Annotated in this window: 19 protein-coding genes; 3 read left to right on the forward strand and 16 right to left on the reverse strand. The window is 69.7% G+C overall.

Annotation, left to right across the window (positions count from 1 at the left end):
* Window positions 1-25: 25 nt before the first annotated feature.
* The 16 genes from BUA29_RS05550 to xerD all read right to left on the reverse strand — a co-directional run bounded on the left by BUA29_RS05550 (window position 26) and on the right by xerD (window position 18,042).
* The gene (locus tag BUA29_RS05550) at window positions 26-907 is read right to left on the reverse strand and encodes a glycosyltransferase family 2 protein (protein ID WP_072755623.1); all 882 of its coding nucleotides are present in this window, start codon (window positions 905-907) and stop codon (window positions 26-28) included.
* On the reverse strand, window positions 907-1,758 hold the full coding sequence (locus BUA29_RS05555; RefSeq protein ID WP_072755624.1) for a glycosyltransferase: 852 nt from the start codon (window positions 1,756-1,758) through the stop codon (window positions 907-909). The genes BUA29_RS05550 and BUA29_RS05555 overlap by 1 nt, the downstream gene beginning before the upstream one ends.
* Window positions 1,755-3,914, reverse strand: coding sequence for a type II secretion system secretin GspD (gene gspD / locus BUA29_RS05560; RefSeq protein WP_072755643.1), 2,160 nt, complete (start codon window positions 3,912-3,914; stop codon window positions 1,755-1,757). Before gspD ends, BUA29_RS05555 begins: the two co-directional genes overlap by 4 nt.
* Before the next feature lie 20 nt (window positions 3,915-3,934).
* Entirely contained in the window at window positions 3,935-4,648 is a 714-nt protein-coding gene (locus tag BUA29_RS11975; protein ID WP_143148819.1) for a hypothetical protein, read from the reverse strand.
* Window positions 4,638-5,255, reverse strand: coding sequence for a type II secretion system protein GspM (gene gspM, locus BUA29_RS11980; RefSeq protein ID WP_072755626.1), 618 nt, complete (start codon window positions 5,253-5,255; stop codon window positions 4,638-4,640). The genes BUA29_RS11975 and gspM overlap by 11 nt, the downstream gene beginning before the upstream one ends.
* Complete coding sequence (locus BUA29_RS05575; protein ID WP_084602363.1) at window positions 5,252-6,373, reverse strand: PilN domain-containing protein; 1,122 nt, start codon at window positions 6,371-6,373, stop codon at window positions 5,252-5,254. Before BUA29_RS05575 ends, gspM begins: the two co-directional genes overlap by 4 nt.
* Window positions 6,364-7,188 carry a type II secretion system minor pseudopilin gene (locus BUA29_RS05580; protein WP_072755627.1) on the reverse strand — a complete coding sequence of 275 codons (825 nt, stop codon included), beginning with the start codon at window positions 7,186-7,188 and terminating at the stop codon, window positions 6,364-6,366. The genes BUA29_RS05575 and BUA29_RS05580 overlap by 10 nt, the downstream gene beginning before the upstream one ends.
* On the reverse strand, window positions 7,185-7,805 hold the full coding sequence (locus BUA29_RS05585; RefSeq protein WP_072755628.1) for a prepilin-type N-terminal cleavage/methylation domain-containing protein: 621 nt from the start codon (window positions 7,803-7,805) through the stop codon (window positions 7,185-7,187). The genes BUA29_RS05580 and BUA29_RS05585 overlap by 4 nt, the downstream gene beginning before the upstream one ends.
* On the reverse strand, window positions 7,802-8,218 hold the full coding sequence (locus BUA29_RS05590; RefSeq protein ID WP_072755629.1) for a prepilin-type N-terminal cleavage/methylation domain-containing protein: 417 nt from the start codon (window positions 8,216-8,218) through the stop codon (window positions 7,802-7,804). The genes BUA29_RS05585 and BUA29_RS05590 overlap by 4 nt, the downstream gene beginning before the upstream one ends.
* Entirely contained in the window at window positions 8,215-8,688 is a 474-nt protein-coding gene (gene xpsH, locus BUA29_RS05595; protein ID WP_072755630.1) for a type II secretion system protein XpsH, read from the reverse strand. The genes BUA29_RS05590 and xpsH overlap by 4 nt, the downstream gene beginning before the upstream one ends.
* 16 nt (window positions 8,689-8,704) lie before the next feature.
* Window positions 8,705-9,136: a type II secretion system major pseudopilin GspG gene (gene gspG / locus BUA29_RS05600; RefSeq protein ID WP_072755631.1), complete on the reverse strand. Its 432-nt coding sequence runs from the start codon at window positions 9,134-9,136 to the stop codon at window positions 8,705-8,707.
* A 45-nt stretch (window positions 9,137-9,181) separates the two neighbouring features.
* Window positions 9,182-10,399, reverse strand: coding sequence for a type II secretion system protein XpsF (gene xpsF, locus BUA29_RS05605; RefSeq protein ID WP_072755632.1), 1,218 nt, complete (start codon window positions 10,397-10,399; stop codon window positions 9,182-9,184).
* 3 nt (window positions 10,400-10,402) lie between these two features.
* Window positions 10,403-12,112, reverse strand: coding sequence for a type II secretion system ATPase GspE (gene gspE / locus BUA29_RS05610; protein ID WP_143148822.1), 1,710 nt, complete (start codon window positions 12,110-12,112; stop codon window positions 10,403-10,405).
* An 88-nt stretch (window positions 12,113-12,200) separates the two neighbouring features.
* Window positions 12,201-16,085, reverse strand: a complete 3,885-nt coding sequence (gene purL / locus BUA29_RS05615; protein ID WP_072755634.1) for a phosphoribosylformylglycinamidine synthase — start codon at window positions 16,083-16,085, stop codon at window positions 12,201-12,203.
* A 106-nt stretch (window positions 16,086-16,191) separates the two neighbouring features.
* A complete protein-coding gene (locus tag BUA29_RS05620; protein WP_072755635.1) occupies window positions 16,192-17,001 on the reverse strand; it encodes a DsbC family protein in 810 nt (269 codons plus the stop codon).
* Window positions 17,002-17,079: 78 nt separating this feature from the next.
* Window positions 17,080-18,042: a site-specific tyrosine recombinase XerD gene (gene xerD, locus BUA29_RS05625; RefSeq protein WP_072755636.1), complete on the reverse strand. Its 963-nt coding sequence runs from the start codon at window positions 18,040-18,042 to the stop codon at window positions 17,080-17,082.
* Between the two features lie 47 nt (window positions 18,043-18,089).
* Here xerD and BUA29_RS05630 point away from each other — a divergent pair, with 47 nt between their 5' ends.
* From BUA29_RS05630 to BUA29_RS05640, 3 genes are all read left to right on the forward strand, one after another.
* The gene (locus tag BUA29_RS05630; protein WP_072755637.1) at window positions 18,090-18,521 is read left to right on the forward strand and encodes an RDD family protein; all 432 of its coding nucleotides are present in this window, start codon (window positions 18,090-18,092) and stop codon (window positions 18,519-18,521) included.
* A gap of 18 nt (window positions 18,522-18,539) precedes the next feature.
* The gene (locus tag BUA29_RS05635; protein WP_072755638.1) at window positions 18,540-19,307 is read left to right on the forward strand and encodes a CPBP family intramembrane glutamic endopeptidase; all 768 of its coding nucleotides are present in this window, start codon (window positions 18,540-18,542) and stop codon (window positions 19,305-19,307) included.
* A 172-nt stretch (window positions 19,308-19,479) separates the two neighbouring features.
* Window positions 19,480-19,716 (forward strand): transposase (locus tag BUA29_RS05640; protein WP_143148820.1); only part of this gene is annotated, 237 nt, incomplete at its 3' end.

Consider the following 19,716-nt stretch of genomic DNA (forward strand, 5'->3'; position numbering starts at 1 on the left):
ACTCCTTCGTTGACCTGCGTGGATTCTAGCCGGCAGGGGATGGTGCCGTCCGGCGCCCCGGTCGCGACAGCATGGCCAGCGGGAAATGCAGCCACACGGCAACCCATACCAGCCCGCGCTGCCAGCACCGGCGCTGTGCGGCTTCGTAACGGCAGAAGTAACGCCACAGCCCGCGATGCTTGTGCCACTCCACGAACAGGCGGCGGCCACGCGAGGAAATGCCGCGCAGATGCACCACCCGGACATCGTTGGCGCAGGCCACGGTGGCCCCAACCTGACGCACGCGTCGGCACAGGTCGAGGTCTTCCACATGCAGGCGGTAGCCGGGGTCGAACCCACCGACCTGGGCAAACAGCACCCGCGGCAGCAGCAGCAAGGCTCCGGAGACTGCCGGCACCGGCTGCAGCGGGGTGTGCTCCGCCACCGGCAGGCCGAGCGCGCTCCGGCGCGGGTCGCACAGCATGGCCCAGAACACCGGATCGGCGCGGCGGGCCGCTGGGTCGCGCATGCCGGCCTCGTCGATCAGATCGGCCCCGACCAGGGCGCCACCCAAGGCCTGGGCGTGACCGCGCAGCCGCACCAGGGTGTCGGGTTCAAGGAAGCAATCCGGATTGACGAACGCCAGCCACGGCAAGCGGCAGTCAGCAGCGCCCTGATTGCAGGCCGCCGCAAACCCGGGGTTGTCGGGGTTGGCGATGAAGCGCACACGCGCATCGGCCAGCGCGTGGCGCTGCACGATGGCCAACGTGTCGTCGCTCGAGGCGTTGTCCACCACACGGATCTGACCGACGCCCTCGGCGGCGCGCAGGCGCTGCAGGCACTCGTCGATGGTCTCCTCGCTGGCGTGGGTCACCACCACCACGGCGATGTCCGCGCCCGGGTTTGGGTGTGCAACGGCTCGATCCATCACAATGCTGCAAACAGATCCGGTTGCAGGGTGACGCCCGATTCCTCCGCCAGCGCGTCATGCAGGCGCTGGCGCCAGGCGTGCAGCGGGTCGTCCATCAGCAGCCGGGCGATCCCGGCGTGCCACCCCGGCCAGCGCGCCCGCAGGCGCTCGGCATCCTCATCACGCAATGCGCTTTCGCGTTCACGCAACACGAACGCCTGCGGGCACAGCACATTGCGCCCGCCCAGCCCGGCCAGCCGGCACGACAGATCGATCAGCGCCGCCGGCCAGGATTGGAAGCTGGCCGCATCCACGCCGCCGGCCTGACGGCAGGCCTGCCCGCGCAGCAGCACCGCATGTGCCACCGCCACCGGCACATCCACCGCCACCGCCGGCAGGCGGGCGCAGGCGCGGGCCAGCCGTTCCGGCGGCTCGGCGAGCGGCACCACCTCGCCCATGCGCGGCCAGGCCAGGCCCTCACCGGCATTGCTCCAGGGGGTGACCGTGGCGATGGCCGGGTCGGACGCCAGACAGGCCGCCATCCGCTCCAGCCAGCCGGGCGTGGGGTGGGCATCCGCAGCCAGGACCACGACGTCCTGCTCGGCGCAGGCCGCAAGCGCCTGGGCGATGTGGGCCGCTTCGCCCAGTGGGGCGCGCCGACGGGTGTGCTCGGCGCACAGCCGGGTCGTGCTCAGCCACCGCTGCAGAATGGCCTGCCCGCGTGGGCCGGTCTGGGCATCATCGGCCAGCCATACCCGCGTGCCGGGCGGGGTGGCGGCGTCCAGTGCGGCCAGGCTGGCGTCCAGCACCTCCTCATCGGCACCCAGCGGTACCAGCACGATCGGCAGGGCGGCGCCGCTGCGGCTCATTTTTTCTGCGGCGCGTAGATCGGCTCCAGCCCGCGGAAGCGACGACCGTATTCGTCGGTGAGATCGCGCGCCTGCTGCGGGTTGCGCACCACGGTGGGGGTGATCAGCACCACCAGTTCGTCGCGGGTCTTCTGGCTGCCCTGCTGACCGAACAGGCTGCCCAGCACCGGAATCCGGCTCAGCCCCGGCACACCGGTGGCGCTGCGGCTGCTGCCGTCACTGATCAGCCCGGCCAGGACGATGGTCTCGCCGCTGGGCGCCACCGCAGTGGTGCTGACCTTGCTGGTGTCGATGCGGACATTGCCGTTGACGTCGGCCACACCGGTGGGCTTGCTGACTTCCTGCACGATGTCGAGAAACACCATGCCGTCGCGGGTGATGCGCGGGCGCACCTTGAGGATGATGCCGGTGTCGAGGTACTGCACCTGGCTGTAGGTGCCGTTGGCGCCACCGTTGCTCGGATTGAAGCTGACCGACGCCACCGGGATGCGCTGGCCGACATTGAGGATGGCTTCCTTGTTGTTCTGGGTGAACACGCTGGGCGAAGACAGCGTGCGCACATCGGTGACGTTGTCCAGCGCCTGCACGATGGCCGCCGCGCTGCTGCCCAGGAAGGTCCAGCTGAGCAGGTTGCCGCCCCCGCCGGCCTGCGGGCTCAGACTCCCGGCATGGGTGCCCCAGCTGTGCCGCCCGGTCGGGAACGGCAACCCCTGCGCCGGCAGGGCATTCTCGAAATACCAGCTCACGCCGTACTGCAGGGCGCCCTTGAGCGCGACGCTGAGCACCTGCGCTTCGATCTGCACCTGCATCGGCATCACATCCAGCCGCTCGATCACCTCGCGGATCGATTTCCATTGCGCGGCACTGGCTCGCACCAGCAGCGAGTTGGTGTCCTCCACCGCCGACACCCCGACCTCGCCACCGCCAACGCGCAGGGTGACCCGACCATTGCCGGCCCGCGCCTGCGGCAGCGGGGCACCGGCGCCCAGACCAGTCTGACCGGTGTCGCCGGTCGCAGCAGTGCGGTCGTCGCCGCTGCGCAGGTCGGTGGCCTGCACGCCCGGCATCAGCGCAGCCGCCTCGCCACGGCCCCCCTCGCCGCCACCAAACACCTCGGCCAGCCGGTCGGCCAGGTCACGCGCCTTGATGTACTTCAGTTCGTAGGAATACAGCCGGTTGTCACCGCTGCCGCCCTCGATGCGGTCGATCCACTGGCGGATCTCGTCCAGATAGCTGGCCTGCGGGGTGATCACCATCACCGCGTTGGTCGATTCCAGCGGCATGAAGCGGAACATCCCCGCCACCGGGGTCTTGCCCTGCTCGCCGAACACCCGCTCCAGATCCTGCACCACGTCCACCGCGCGTCCGCTCTGCAACGGGAACACCCCGACCGACATGCTGGACATCCAGTCCACATCGAATACCTGGATGGTGCGCAGGTAGTTTTCCAGCTCGCTGCGGCTGCCCGCCACGGTGATCAGGTTGCGCGCACCGTCCACGCTGACGATGGCGCCGGGCCGGGCATAGGGCTTGAGGATCTTTTCCATCTCGGCGGCGGCGATGTAACGCAACGGCACCACCCGCGATTCGAAGCCGCGAGCCAGCGCCGGCGACGCGGTGCGCGGCACCACCCCGCCCTGCAACGCCTGATCGGCCGGCACGATGTTGTAGCGGCCGTCGCTATAGACCATGCGCGCGCCGTTCTGCGCCAGCACCTGCTCCAGCAACGCCAGCGCCCCGGCCGGCCCGACCGGGCGCGCCGTGGCCACGGTGACCGTGCCCTGCACGCCGGGCGCGATGGTGTAGCTCTGGCCAAGCATGTCGCCCAGGATCGCCTTGACCACCGCCTGCAACGATTCGCCTTCGAAGTTGAAGCTGGCTTGGCCGCTGCTGGCCAGTGCCGGCGGCGGGGCGCTGGCGGCCTTCCGGTCGATAACCTCACCGCTGCCGCGCCGGATCACCGGCTGCGGGCCGCCCGCCTCCAGTTCCTGCATGACCTGCTGATGCAGCGTCTGCACCTGCTGCGCCTGACCCTCCGCGGTCTGGGCGGCATGCCGGATCTGCGGTTGTGGAACGCCGGCGCAGGCGACCAGCAGGCTGGCCAATACGCCAACCAAAACGCAGCGTGGGGAGAAAGCGCGGAAACGACGGGTCATGGGCATGGTCTGCATGGTGTTCATTTGCCAGGGCCGGAGAGCGGCTTGGCGGGGGCATCCGCGGAGGGGGTGGCGGTTTCCTGCAACTGTGCACGGCGGGCCTCAATGCGCCGGCGCAACTCGTCGAGCGCAGCAGAGTCACCGGTCGCGCCGCCGTCATTCGTTGCCGATGCTGGTTCCTCCGGCTTGGTCAGCCCCGGCGGCGGTGCCGGTGCACCGAATACGCGCAGATCCAGCGTGACCTGCCCGCTCGGGCTGTCGAACACGGCGCGCCGCGGCTGCACGCTGAGTAGCCGCCAGCCGGGGGCGCCATCCGGTGTGGCGCCTTCACGCACACGCTGCGCCTCACCGCCGTTGGCGGGCTGCACGATCGCCAGCCGAACCTGCGGGCTGATCACCACCCCGGTCAGCACGAAATCGACACGGCTGCCGCTGCCGGCGTCCTCCTCGCTGCCGACACTCGCGATAAACGCACGCGGTCGGCGGTCTTCGGTGAACAGTGGCCGCGCGGCCGCCTCGGCGTACTGCCCGAGTGGGCCGATCCGATCAGGCGCCGGCGGCAGTGGGGCCGGCAATGGCCCTGGCGGCTGCGGCACCGCCTCGGCAAGGCGACCGCCCATCCCAGCCAGTGCCGCCAGCCAAAGCAGCAGCGCCCAGCCGCAGACAGCGGCGAGCAGCCAGGTGGTCAGACCGGCATGGGCCAGGCGCTGGCGCAGCGACGGTTCAGAGATCACCGGCACCTCCCGTCTGCGGCCGCAGGTAGCCGTACAGGTTGAAACTGACGTCCAGCCCGCCTTCCTGCGGCTGGGCGCTGCCCGGCACCGCGAAATAACGCTGTGCCGTGATGTTGAGCGCATCCACGAACAGGTACGGCCGCGACGATTCCAGCGCATGCAGCACCGCCAGCGTCTCGGCATTGCCACAACGCAGCCGCACCTGCACCACCACCTTGCGGTAGCGCCCGCCGGGCGTGGCATCATCCAGTGGCGTGCGGTTGACCAGCGCGCATCCGCGGCCACCAGGGCTGGCTTGCGCCACCACCGTCTCCAGTTGCTGCACCAACGCCGCCGTTGCCAGCTCGGCGCTGGGTTCGGGCAGAAACTCCGCGCCGCCGCCATGCGCGTCCAGCTCGGCCAGGCGACGTTCCACCTGTGGCCGCTGCAAAAGCAGGCCGCGCAGGCGGGCATCACGCGCCTGCAGGCGGTCGATGCGGGCGTCGATTTCACGCAAAGGGGTGCCGAACATGGCCCAGAGCAGGGCCAACCCCAGCCCCAGCAGGGCCAGCAGCAACGCCAGCGCCAGCCAGCGGTCGCGAACGGACGGGGGCGAAACCGCGCTCATCGTCCGTCTCCTGCTTCCGTGGCGGGTGCGCTACGCAACTGCGCGACCAGGGTGAAACGATCCATGCGCGTGCGCGGATCCTGCTGCAAGGCGCCGCTCAAGGCCGGGGCGCGCCACTGCGGCGCACCTTCCAGCTTGCCCACCAGCGCGGCCGCCTGATTGGACAGCCCGATCAGGGTCAGCTGATCACCGTCGATGGCGAGCTTCTCCAAAAAGGTGCCATCGGGTAGCCGCTGCGCCAGCGCATCCATCACTTCCACCGCCGACGGCCGACCGTTGCGCTGCGCGCGCAGCCAGGCGCCGCCTTCCACCGCATCCAGCAGGCGCTGACGCTGCTCGGCCACCTGCCGGGCCTGCGCCGCCCGGGCGGTCATCTGCGCCTGCAACGCCGCGGCGGCGGCGCGACGGTTGTCCACCACCTGCTGCAGACCGGCCAGCAGCGCCAGCACCGCCAGCGCCGCCAGCCCCAGCGACCACAGCCAGTCGCGATTGCGGGCGCGGTAGCGCCGCGCCGGCGTCAGCACGTTCACGCCCAGCAGCTGGCCCTGGGCATCCAGCAGATCCACCCCGGCCAACCGGTCGATCAGCCCGCCCAGGCCGGCGCTGGCCGCCTGGAACTGGCGCAGCGGCAGCACCACCAGCTCCACCTGCAACTGTCCATCGTCGCGGGTGCCGAGCAGGCGGCCGTCGTAAAGCACCTCCTCGGCAGCGAACGGGGTCTGGCGTTCGATCTCGAATGCCAGCACCTCACGCAGCCGCTCACGTGCCGCAGCCGGCAGCAGCAGTGGCCGGCGCAGGCCGAGACTCGCCGGCAGCAGCAACCAGCGCGGCCAGTCGGCCACATCCTGGCGCAGTACCCGGCGCAGGGGATCGTCCATGGGCGGCAACGGCAGCGGCAGCTCCGCCAGCAGGCGGGCAGGACCGGCCTGCACCGCCAGCACGCGCAGCACATCGCCCTGCAGTTGCAGTTGCAGGCGCGCCTGCCCGCACAGGGTGGTGCGCAGCCGCGCCGGCAGCCAGGCCGCCAGCCCCGCGCCCCACCAGGCCAGGGCGCGACGGATGGCGGCACCGGCACGCTGCCACAGCGCATCGGCCATGTTCGGCACGCTCACTGCCATTCCCCGTCCTCCTGCCAGTGCAGTGGCGTGTATGTCGACCCCGGCAAACCGTTTCCCCCCAAGCGTATGACCAGCCGCAGATGGGCGCGGCGACCATCGGTCAGCCGCACCTGGCTGTCGATACTATACGTGCCGCTGCCCGTCAGCACTGCCTGCGCGGCCGGGGCAGCGGGAAGATCCGGCAACCCCAGAACGCGCCGCACCAGCGAATCGGCCACCCGCGCATCCGGCAGCGCCTGCCCGGAATACACGGTCAGATGCGGCGCCGCCCGGGCATACAGCGCCGGCGTCATACCCAGCACCTGCTGCAACTCCGACACCTGCTCGAACGGCGCATCCTTGGCGCCCCAGGCCAGGCCGGCGGCGGCATAGTCGGCATCCTCGCCACCACCGCCGGGCTGGGTGAGGCTGTCAGGATCGCGATAATCCACCACCGCGCCGGCAAGCCGGGCCGCGCGCCCGGGCGGTTCCCCCAAGGCCACGAAGAAATCGCGCAGCAGGGTCACCGAGGCGGCATTGAGGTCGATCAAGCCGGTGACGTCGCGTACCGAGACCTCGACCGGCACACCGGACAGCTGCACTCGCTGACGCCGCCCATCGACCGGCCAGCGCCGCGCCGGGTCAGGATCGAGCAGACGCCAGACGACATACTCAACCCCAGCCCGGGCGCTCTGCCGGGCCTGCAGTGCCCGCGCCAGACCATGCCCCTGCAGGGATTCGATGCGTGCGTTCAGCGCATAGCCGCCCACCAGCGCCGCCAGCAGCAGCACGATCCACAGCACCAGCAGCAGCGCCGCTCCGCGCATCCTTGTCATGGCTGGCCACCCCCCTCTGACCCCGCCAGCGGCAGCGTGACGATCAGCGGCGGCCACGCCCCTTGCGCATCACGGATGCGGATCCTGACCTGTCGCGGCAATACATCAGGCTGTGGCCAACGCGCCGACCATGGCGTCCAGCGCCCCTGCGCATCGAGTCCACGATAGGCCAGCTCGAACTGACGCAGCCCCTGCACCAGCGGCTCCGGTGCCGCCAGGGGCGCCTGCGTCGACAACGATTGCAAGGTCAGGAGCAAGGCTTTGTCGCCCTCCGGGCCATCCTGCACCTTGAGCACATGTACCTGTGGCCCGCCGCGTTCGAGATAGGCGGGCACCTCGGCCACGAAACGCACTGCATCGGCAGTGCCGGCAAACCGCACCGACCGCCCGGTGTCCGGGTCCAGTGCGAACACCATCGGCAAGGCAGCACCGATCCGGCTGCGCAAAAAGCCGGACACCGCGCGCACCCGTTCGTTGCGTGCCGCCAGCAACTCGCCGCGCGTCACCGTCGCCCCGGCCGAGCGCAGCACGGCAAACGCCAGCGCCAGCGCCGCCGCCAGCAGGCTGGTGGCCAGCAGCACTTCCATCAGGCTGAACCCCTGCGCCGTCCGTCTCATGGCACCGCCTCGGCATCCGGCAACGCCAGCCGCAGGGTTTCCACATGCAACTGTTGCGACGGCCCGCCGTCGCCCCAGTCCAGATCCAGCCGCACCCGCCACAACCGCGCCGCGCGCGGATCGGCCGCCGCCGCGGCGGCGGCCGGCGGCCAGGGCTGGATCTGCATCTGCCAGCGGTAGCGGCCGTCTGCCGACACGCCCTGGTGGCGACCGACCTGCAACGGCCACTCGGCGTATTCGGCCAGCAGTGACTGCGCATACAGCGCCGCCGTGCCGGCATCGCCGCCCTGACGCAGCTGACGGCTGGCACCGGACAGAGTGCCCAGCAGCAGGGTCAAGCCGAGCGCCAGCAGGGCAAATGCCAGCAGCAGCTCGATCAGGGTAAAGCCGGCCGCCCGCCTGCGTGCGCTCATCGGCCCTCTCCGATCCGCTGCAGGCGCACCTCGCCGGTCAGCCAGCCGACCTCGACCTGCCAGCCGGCGCCGGCCGCTTCCAGCCGTAGCTGCCCGCCGGTGGCGGCGCCGTCCGGGAAGAACCGCACCACGCCCAGCTCGGCGTGCTGCGCCCCCAGCAGTTGCTGTCCGCCGGCGCCACGGAAGCGCAGCACGCCGACATCCGGCAGTTGACCGCGACGGCCTTCGGGTGCCCGCCAACGGCGTTGCCGCACGTCCAGCACGAACTCCTGCGGCTGCCCGGTGCGGATCGCAAGCGCCCGGGTGAACCGCAGCTGCGCGGCCACCTCACGCGCCGCCTGATGCAGCTGCATGCCGCGCAGGCTGCCGCTGAAGGCGGTCATCGTAAGCAGCGTGGCCGCAGCGATCAGCACCAGCACCAGCAGCATCTCCAGCAGCGTCATGCCGGCGGCCGGCTGGTGCCCGCGCATCGACCTGCCCCCGTGCTTATTCGTAGTGCAGATCGGCGTTGACGCTGTCGCCGCCGGGCTGCCCATCGGCGCCATCGCTGCTGAGATCGAACGGCCGCCCGTCGCCCGGCACCTTGTAGTGGAACGGATGCATCCAGGCATCGTTGAGGTCGGCCGGCTTGGCATACGGCCCCAACCAGCCGGACACGCCGGGCGGTGCCGTCACCAGCGCATCCAACGTGGGCGGCAGCCGGCCGGTGTCGAGTTTGTACTGCTCGATCTTCTCGGCCAGGGTTTGCAGCTGGGCCTGGGTGAGCTTGACCTTGGCGCGATCACCACCGCCCAGGATGCGCGACGCGGCAAACGCCACGATGCCGCCGATCAACACCACGACGACGATGATCTCGATCAGCGAAAACCCGCGCTGGGCAGCGTGGGACAGGGGACGCAGGGAACGGGGTCTGGACATGGGAGTTTGGTTTTCCGTGGAAGCAACTAAAAACCGTGCGGACGCTCAACCGACGGCGTTGGTGAGATCGTAGATTGGCGCCAGCACGGAGAGGATGACCGCGCCGATCACCAGTGCCAGCAGCAAGGTCACCGCCGGCACCAGCGCGGCCAGCAATCGCTCGATGCTGGCCTGGGTGTCCTGCTCGAACACGTCGGCCGCCTTCAGCAGCATGGCCTCGAGCTGGCCGGACTCCTCGCCGACCTGGATCATCTGGATCGCCAGCGCCGGAAAGCCCTTGGTGCGTGCCAGCGCTGCCGCCAGACTAAGGCCGTTTTTCACCTCGTCGATGACCGTCTCCAGCTGCGCGGCCAGCACGCGGTTGCTCAGCACGTTGCGGGCGATGCCCAAGGCGGTGATCAGCGGCACGCCGTTGCCCAGCAGGGTGCCGAGCGTGCGCGCCAGCCGTGCGGTTTCCAGCCGGGCCAGCAACGCACCCAGGCGCGGACGCGCCAGCAACCAGCCATCCAGCCGCTGCAGGAAAACCAGATCGCGGCGCAGCCGTTCCACCGTGAGCACGGCCAGCAGGGGCAGCGCCAGCAGCACGATCCAGCCCGCCCGCACCCACTGCCCGACCGTAAGCACAGTGCGAGAAAACCACGGCAGATCCGCCCCCAGGCTGTCATACATCGCGGCGAACTGCGGCACCACATAGCCCAGCAGGAACAGCAGCGACAGCCCCACCATCACCAACAGGATGGCCGGATAGACCAGGGCATTGATGACCCGGGCGCGCAAGCGGTGCACCCGTTCCAGATAGTCGGCCAGGCGTTGCAGGGTGGGCGCCAGGCTGCCGCCCGCCTCGCCGGCCCGCACCATGTTCACGTACAGACGGCTGAACGCACCGTGCTGGCGTTCCAGCGCCGCCGACAGCGACGCGCCCTCACGCACCGCGTCCCGCACGTCGGCGATGATCCGCCGCGCCGCCGGTTCATCGGGCTGCGCCATCAGGATGCCCAGCGCCCGATCCAACGGCTGCCCGGCGGCGAGCAGAGTGGCCAACTGCTGGGTGAAGCGCACCAGCCGCTCGCCGGCAAACGGCGCTGGCCGCAGCAAAGACCGCCAGGAGGTCAGCCCGGTGCCCGTGCCGGCTAGCACCACCTGCACCGGCAGATGGCCCTGCTCCTGCAGACGGGCGGCCAACTCGGCTGCGCTGGCCGCCTCCAGCTGACCTTCCAGCAGTTCGCCACGTGCGTTCAGGGCCTGGTAGCGGAACAGCGGCACGACTCAGGCCTCCTCGGTCACACGCAGGACTTCCTCGATGGTCGTCTCCCCGCGCAACGCCTTGACGATGCCGACTTCGTACATGGTCGCCATGCCAGCTTGACGGGCCAGCTGCTCCAGCTCGTCCATGCCGGCATGCCGCATCACCGCTCGCCGCAGGGTGTCGTCCATCACCAGCAGCTCCATGATGGTGGTGCGGCCCAGATAGCCGGTTGGGGTCAGCGGCGACGGCACCGGCCGGTACAGGTAGATGGTGCCCTCCGGCTGGAACCGGCGCAGGTCGAACTTCTCGATCTCCTCCGGCGAGGCCGGATAGCGCTGCGCATGGGTGGGTTCAAGCCGACGCACCAGGCGCTGGGCCAGGATGCCGTTGACGGTGGAGGTCAGCAGGTAATCCTCCACGCCCATGTCGAGCAGGCGGGTGATGCCGCCGGCCGCGTTGTTGGTGTGCAGCGTGGACAGCACCAGGTGGCCGGTGAGCGCGGACTGGATGGCGATCCGCGCGGTTTCCAGATCGCGCATCTCGCCGATCATGATGATGTCGGGGTCCTGGCGGACGATGCTGCGCAGGGCGTTGGCAAAATCCAGCCCGATCTGCGGGCGCACCTGGATCTGGTTGATGCCCTCGATCTGGTACTCCACCGGGTCTTCGACGGTGATGATCTTGACCTTCGGGGTGTTGAGCCGACTGAGCGCGGTGTAGAGCGTGGTGGTCTTGCCAGACCCGGTCGGGCCGGTGACCAGCAGGATGCCGTGCGGCTGCTCCAGCACCTTGAGAAAGCGCGGCATGAACGCCGGCCCAAAGCCCAGCCGCTCGAAATCCAGCACCACCGTCTCGCGGTCGAGCAGGCGCATCACCACCGACTCACCATGCGCGGTGGGCACCGTGCTCACGCGCAAATCCAGCTCCTTGCCCTGCACCCGCATGACGATGCGGCCATCCTGCGGCAGGCGGCGTTCGGCGATGTTGAGCCGAGCCATGATCTTGATGCGGCTGACGATGGCGGCAGCCAGATGCGTCGGCGGGCTTTCGCCTTCCTCCAGCACGCCGTCGATGCGGTAGCGCAGCTTGAGCCGGGTTTCGAACGGTTCGATGTGAATATCAGATGCGCGCAGCTCCACCGCCCGCTGGATGATCAGATTGACCAGCCGGATCACCGGCGCTTCCGAGGCCAGGTCGCGCAGGTGCTCGATGTCGTCCGGGCTGGTCTCACTCCCCTCGGCGACTTCGACGATGCCTTCCATCGCGCTGCGGCCCTGGCCGTACCAGCGCTCGATCAGTTCGTCGATCTCGCTGCGCAGCGCCACCGCGGGCCGCACCGGCCGCCCCAGCGCCAGCTGCACGGCTTCCAGCACATACGGATCCTGGGGATCGGCCAGCAGCACCTCCACACCGTCGGCATCGGCCGCCACCGCCACCACGTGGAACTGCTTCATGAAGCGCAGTCGCAGGCTGACCGCCTCAGGCGGCAGCGCCGGCAGGTCGCGGGTGCTGCGCAGCGGCAACCCCAGCACCGCCGCACAAGCCTCGGCATGGTCACGCTCGGAGACCAGCCCCAGCCGGCCCAGCAGCACCAGCAGGTCACCACCGTCCTGCTCCTGCAGGCGGCGCGCGCGGGCCAGGTCGGCCTCCTTCAGCTTGCCCCGCTGCAGCAGCAACTCGGCGATTCGGGCATCGACCTCGCCCTGCGCGGCCTGCGGCTGGTTGACCACTGCGCTCACACCCACCCCTCCCAAGGTTTCCGGCCGTGACTTTAGCAGGCCGGCCCGGCCACCCACAGGGCGCGCCGGGATGCGCTGCTCAGCCCAGCCAGACCCGGGCGTTGCGGAACATCCGCAACCAGGGCGAATCCTCCGGCCAGTCGCGCGGGGCCCAGCTGAAGTTGACGGTGCGCAGGGTGCGTTCGGGATGCGGCATCAGGATGGTCACTCGGCCATCGCGGCTGGTCACCCCGGCGATCCCGTCGGGCGACCCATTGGGATTGGCCGGATAGGCGGTGGCGATGCGGTCGCCATCCATGTAGCGCGCAGCCACGGCCACTGCGGCTTGATCAGCGGCGTCGGCAAACACCGCCCGCCCCTCGCCATGTGCCACCGCCACCGGAATACGCGACCCGGCCATGCCCTGCAGCAACACCGACGGCGAAGCCGCCACTTCCAGCAGCGCCAGACGCGCTTCGTACTGCTCGCTGGCATTGCGCTGGAACGTCGGCCAGTGCTCGCTACCGGGGATGAGTTCGCGCAACCGCGCCAGCATCTGACAGCCGTTGCAGATCCCCAGGGCAAAGGTGTCCGGACGCGCAAAGAACGCGGCAAACATCGCCCGCAACGCCGGTCGTTCTAGGATCGAGGTCGCCCAGCCGCGACCGGCGCCCAGCACATCGCCATAGCTGAAGCCGCCGCAGGCGGCCAGGCCGTGGAAGTCGTTCAGATCGAAGCGACCGGCAATCAGATCGCTCATGTGCACATCAAAGGCATCAAAGCCAGCCCGGTCGAAGCCGTAGGCCATCTCCATCTGGCTGTTGACGCCCTGCTCGCGCAGGATCGCCACCTTCGGCCGTGCCCCGCGAGCGATGTAGGGCGCGGCCACGTCTTCGGCCGCATCGAACGTCAGCAGCGGCTGCAGGCCCGGGGCATCGAAGCGGCGCGCGGAGGCGTGTTCGCTGTCGGCACACGCTGGGTTGTCGCGCAGCCGCTGCATGGCGTGGGTGACCGACCACCAGGCATCGAACAACGCTTCCCAGCGCCATTGCGCCAGCTCCTGATCGCCGTCGGCGATCCGGATCACCGGCGTCGTGAGCGGCACCGCGATCCGCTGGGCGCATTCCACCAGCCCGTGCCGCGCCACCAGATCGGCAAAGGCGGCGCGCTCGGCCACCGGCACCTGCACCACCGCGCCCAGCTCTTCGTTGAACAGCGCACGCAGCGGGTCTTCGTCGCGCCCCTCGCCCCAACCATCAAGGCGAATCTCCAACCCGACGTGCGAGGCAAACGCCATCTCGCACAGGGTGGCAAACACGCCACCGTCGGAGCGGTCGTGATAGGCCAGCAACATGCCGTCGGCGCGAGCATCGCGGATCAGCTCGAACAGCGCACGCAGGCGCTCGGGATCGTCGAGATCGGGCGTTTCGCCACCAAATGCCGGCAGCGCCGCCCCGCCATTGGCCTGCGGGTAGCACTGCGCCAGCACCGAGCCGCCCATGCGCTGGCGACCAGCACCCAGGCCGATCAGCCACAGTTCGGTTTCCATGTCCTTGCGCAGCAACGGGGTCAGCTGCGCCCGCACGTCCGGCACCGGCGCAAACGCCGAGACCACCAGGGACACCGGCGACACCACCTTGTGCGTGCCGGCGGCGTCCTGCCACTGCGCCTGCATCGACAGCGAATCCTTGCCGACCGGAATCGCCAGCTCCAGCGCCGGGCACAAGGCCATCCCGACCGCTTTGACCGCATCGAACAGGCGGGCATCTTCGCCCGGATGCCCGGCCGCCGCCATCCAGTTAGCCGACAGTTTGATCCGGTCGAGCGCCTCCACCGGTGCCGCCAGCAGATTGGTGATCGCCTCGCCGACCGCCATCCGCGCCGACGCAGCCGGGTCCAGCAGCGCCAGCGGGGCGCGCTCACCGATCGCCATCGCCTCACCGGCCACGCCTTCGTAGTCGGCCAAGGTCAGCGCGCAATCGGCCACCGGCAGCTGCCAAGGCCCCACCATCTGGTCGCGCGCGGTCAGACCGCCGACGCTGCGGTCGCCGATCGTGACCAGAAACGCTTTCGCCGCCACCGACGGATGCGCCAGCACGCGCAGGCCGGCCTCGTGCAGGTCGATCTGTGCGGTCTGCACCTGCGGCCAGCGCGGCGCCGGCGGATGCACGGTGTCGCGGTGCATCTTCGGCGGCTTGCCAAACAGCACGTCCATCGGCAGGTCGATCACCGGCGGCTGACCGGCGTAGCCCACCCGCAGCCGTTCTTCGGCCGTGGCGACGCCCACCACCGCAAACGGGCAGCGCTCACGTGCGCACAGGGCGGCGAACTCGGCCACCCGCGCCTGCGGAATGCCCAGCACGTAGCGTTCCTGCGACTCGTTGCACCACAGCTGCATCGGCGACAGCGAGGGATCGTCGCTGGGCACCTTGCCCAGATCGATCTCACCGCCCACCCCGGAGTCGTGCAGCAACTCGGGAATGGCATTGGACAGGCCACCGGCGCCGACGTCGTGGATGGTGAGGATCGGGTTGTCCTCGCCCAGCGCCACGCAGCGGTCGATGACCTCCTGCGCACGGCGCTGCATCTCGGGGTTGTCGCGCTGCACCGAGGCGAAATCGAGCGCCTCGGCAGACTCGCCCGAAGCGACCGAACTGGCGGCACCGCCGCCCAGCCCGATCAGCATCGCCGGCCCGCCCAGCACCACCACCGCATCGCCCGGCGCCAGCCGACGCTTTTGCACCTGGCTGCGGTCGATCGTGCCCAGCCCACCCGCCAGCATGATCGGCTTGTCGTAGCCGCGGATCAGCCCGTCCTGTTCGACCAGCTCGAAACTGCGGAAATACCCCGCCAGATTGGGGCGGCCGAATTCGTTGTTGAATGCCGCGGCGCCCAACGGGCCATCGCGCATGATCTCGAAGGCGGAGGCCATGCGCGGATTGAGCGAACGCGGCGCCTCCCACGGCTGCGCCAGGGTGGGGATGCGCAGATGCGATACCGAAAACCCGCATAGCCCGGCCTTGGGCCGACCGCCGCGACCGGTGGCGCCCTCGTCGCGGATCTCGCCACCGGCACCCGTGGAAGCCCCCGGAAACGGGGCGATCGCGGTCGGGTGGTTGTGGGTTTCCACCTTGATGCAGAAGGCACTGTCGAGCACTGGCTCGCTGCGGTAGCGCCCGCTGTGCGGATCCGGCCGCCAGCGCGCCGCCCGGTAGCCTTCCACCACGGCCGCGTTGTCGCTGTAGGCCGACAGCACATGCTGCGGCGTGCGCGCATGGGTGTGGCGAATCATCTTGAACAGCGACAGCGGCTGCGGCTGGCCATCGATGGTCCAGCTGGCATTGAAGATCTTGTGCCGGCAGTGCTCGGAGTTGGCCTGCGCGAACATCATCAGTTCGACGTCATGCGGATCGCGCCCCAGCTCGGTATAGCGCGCCCGCAGGTAGTCGATCTCATCCGTCGCCAGCGCCAGCCCAAGCCGGGCATTGGCCTGCTCCAACGTCGCCAGCGGAATCACCTCCAGCGGCCCCGGCGGCGGCGCCGCAAACAAGGCCGCCCCCTGCGCACGCTCGGTCAGCACCGACTGCGTCATCGGGTCATGCAACTGCCGCAACAGCGCCTGTTGCTGCGCAGCGTCCTCTGGCCAGCCAATCAGGTCGATGCGCATCCCGCGCTCGACTCGATGCACCGGCAACCCGGCCCCGCGCACCAGCTCGGTGGCCTTGCTGGCCCAGGGCGAGAGCGTGCCCAGGCGCGGCACCACATACCGGCTGACAGCCCCCGGCGCGGGCGGCGCCATTGCCTCACCAGCTTCGAGGATGCGGCCCAGCGTGGCCAGATCGGGCTGCGCCCCCGGTTCGGGATCGACCCAATACGCATGCCAGGCACCGGTGATACGGATGCCGGGTACCACGGCATCCAGACGAGCTTGCAGACGGTCGCGACGGAACGGCGACAGGGCGGAAGCGCCCTCGAGGACGATCATGTCCGGCAACAGGTGGTGAACGGACGGCCATTGTAGCCGAGCAGCCGTGGTCGGCTGCGCGGCTTTCCCAGGCGGGCGGGAACCGTTGCGGTGGCCGCCTCAGGCCTCAGCGGCCATTGGCCTTCAGCGCCGCCAGCCGCTTGACCAATTGCTCCGGCGGCAGGTAACCGCCGAGGAAATCCCCCTCGGGAGTGAGCAGCATCGGCGTGCCCTCCAGCCCCATGCGCTGGCCGGCGCGGTACTGCATGTCCACCGGGGTGCGGGTGCAGCCGGGGGCCAGCGGCACCGGACGGTCATTCTTGGCATCGGTCAGCGCCTTGCGCCGGTCGGGGGCGCACCACACCGCCACCATCTTGCGATAGTCGTCGCTGCCAAGACCGGCCCGCGGGAACGCCAGATACTCGACGCGGATGCCGAGATCGTTGTAACGGGCGATATCGGAGTGGAACTTGCGGCAGTAACCGCATTCCACGTCGGTCAGCACGATCACCGTGTAGCGGGTCTGCCCCTTGGGTGCAAACACGATACGGTCGTCTTCGGGCAGGCTCTGCAGAATGCGCTTGCGCACCTTGGCCATCGCCTGCTCGCTGAGATCACTGCGTTTGGCCAGATCCACCAGGCTGCCCTGGAACATGTACTTGCCGTCGTCACTGACGTACACCACGGCGCCACCGGCGACGACCTGACGGAATCCGGGGATCGGGGCCGGCCCGATGTCGTCGATGGTGATGCCTGGCACCAGTGCCTGCAGCGCCGCCCGTGCGCGCGCCTCCGGACTGCCGTCGGCAATCGGCGGCAATGCCGACGCTGGCGCATCGGCGGCCTTGGGGGGCGTGGCAGCCGCCGGAGCGGGACCAGACTGGGCACAGGCAGACAGGCTGACGCCCAGCAACAGGGCGAGTGCAAACGCTTTCATCACGGCTCCGGGGTCGATATCACGGGAACCGGCGCAGGGGCACCGGGAGTGGGCGCATTCTCGCACGCGCATCGCCGCTCAGGCGCGCGGATGGTGACGGGCGTGCAACTGGCGCAGGCGGTCACGCGCGACCAGGGTGTAAATCTGGGTCGTGGACAGCGAGCTGTGGCCCAGCAGCATCTGCAAGGCGCGCAGGTCGGCACCGTGGTTGAGCAGATGGGTGGCAAAGCTGTGGCGCAGGCCGTGCGGGCTGACCCGGGCGGGGTCGATCCCGGCCACAGCGGCAAACCGCTTGATCCGCGCCCAGAACGCCTGCCGGGTGGGAACGCCGCCACCCGGCTCGAGAAACAAGGCAGTCACCGCCGCAGGCGTGCGCGCACCCGCCAGCAGCTTGGGCCGGGCCTCGGCCAGATAGCGCTCCAGCCAGTGCCGGGCTTCCTCACCCAGCGGCACCAGCCGTTCCTTGTCGCCCTTGCCGCGCACCCGCAGCAGCCCCTGGCGCAGATTGACTGCGGTGGCGGGCAAAGTGACCAGCTCGCTCACCCGTAATCCGCAGGCATACATCAGCTCCAGCATCGCGCGATCACGTAGTCCCTCGACCGTGGCGGGATCGGGCGCTTCCAGCAGTGCTGCCACCTGGGCTTCCGACAACGCCTTGGGCAGCGGCCTTGGCAGCGTGGGCGACTGCAACAGGGCGCTGGGGTCATCGCTGCGCCAGCCGCAACGCAGGGCATGCCCGTAGAACGCATGCAGCCCACTCAGCAGGCGCGCGGTACTGCGCGGGGCATATCCGGCGCCGGCGCGATGCGCCAGAAAGTCGAACAGCGCGGCCTGCCCGGCGGCAAGCAGACCGCCGTGGCCGGCACCGCGCAACCAGCGCGCCAGCCCCTGCAGGTCGGCGCGGTAGGCCGTAAGACTGGCCTTGGCCAGCCCGCGCTCGGCCCACAGCGCATCCAGAAACTGCTCGATCACCGCCGCATCCTCGGGGTGCAGCGGTGGCAACCGGTGGTGGGCACGGCGGCGATCGGCGGCGGTCGGCATACCGTTAGCGTAACGGCTGGCAGACGTGCGGTCTGTATTCTGTGGCGATGCACTCACGCACCCCGCCCCTGATCGGCTGGCGCCTGCTAGCCCTGCTGTATGACCTGCTGCCGGCCCTGGGCCTGTGGTTTCTGGTCGCCGCCCTGTTCACCGTCGTGCATGGCGATGCCATCCGCGGCGGGCCTTGGGGCTGGCTGGAACTGGCGGCACTCTGGCTAGTCACCGGTCTGTACGCCAGCCTGAGCTGGCGACGCGGCGGCCAGACCCTGGGGATGCGGCCATGGCGGCTGCACCTGGTAGCAAGCGATGGCCACACGCCACCGCGCTGGTCGGCGCTGTGGCGCCGCTATGCCATCGGGACACTGTCGCTGCTGGCCGGCGGGCTGGGTTTCTGGTGGGCCTGGATCGACCGCGCCGGGCTGACCTGGCACGACCGCGCCAGCGGCACCCACCTGCAACGACGCCCCAAAACCACCTGACGCGACCAGAGCCTCTCCATGGACACGCCCCGCTCCGCCCGCTCGACCGCCCGCAGCGCACTCGGCTTTGTGCTGCTGCTCCTGCTGTACCAGTCGGCCGAAGGCATCGGCGACCGCATGCTGCACAGCTTTTTCGCGCAGGCCGGGTTGATGCTGGCCTGCGTGCTGGCGGCCTGGCCGGTGTCGCGCTGGCTGGGCTATCGCGGCCTGGAAGCCTTTGCACTGCCGATGCGCGGCCGCGACCTGATCTGGCTGGTTCTGCTGCTGGTGCTGGCGTTCGGCCTGAAAGGCGCGGCGCTGCAAGCCGGCCTGACGCTGGGAATCTACCAGCCCGATCCGGCGGGTACTGCCCCGGGCAGCACACTGACAGCCCTGCCGATGCTGCTGCTCTCCACCTTCGTCCCTTCGATCGCCGAAGACATCCTCACCCGTGGCTTCCCTTATCGTGCGGCCGGCGTGCACTGGCGGCGCGGACTGGCCTTCGTGGCAACCAGCAGTCTGCTTTACGTGCTGAATCACCTCTACCGGCTGGGGCTGGGGCCGATGGAATGGCTGATGCTGCTGGTCTACGGGCTGGCCTACGCCAGCGCACTGTGGCGCACCGGCAGCCTGTGGGCCGCAGTGGGCCTGCACTGGGGCTGGAACCTGGGCAACGCCGCGCTGGCGGTGGCCATGCCGACGAGCACCACCGACGTGGACGGCGGCCGCCTGCTGTCGATGGCGGCGCATCTGCTAATGCTGGCCGTTGTGCTCATCGCCACCCGCCGGGTGGCTCCGGCGCGTTAGGAATCTCGATCGCACAAACGATGGCTGTGTGTGACCCGAGCCCGGACAGCTGACGGGCTTGGCGAGTGGGCTGGCAAAGCCTGGATGGCGTTGTTCAGGCCTTCCCTAGGGAAGGTCTGAACAACTCCGCCACTTTCAGCGAGAATGGGTCATCGGTTCAAGGGTGAGTTCGATGCAGCTATCGTTCGGTGATGCCGAAGGCATGGGTCGCAAGCGCACGCGGCGTGAGGTGTTCCTGGCGGAGATGGAGCAGGTGGTGCCGTGGCAGGCGCTGCTGGCCTTGATCGCGCCGCACTACCCGAAGATGGGCCGTCCCGGCCGACAGCCCTACCCCTTGGCGACGATGCTGCGCATCCACTTCCTGCAGCAGTGGTACGCGCTGTCTGATCCGGCGATGGAAGAGGCGCTG

Source organism: Thermomonas hydrothermalis (genome assembly GCF_900129205.1).
Taxonomy (GTDB): Bacteria; Pseudomonadota; Gammaproteobacteria; order Xanthomonadales; family Xanthomonadaceae; genus Thermomonas; species Thermomonas hydrothermalis.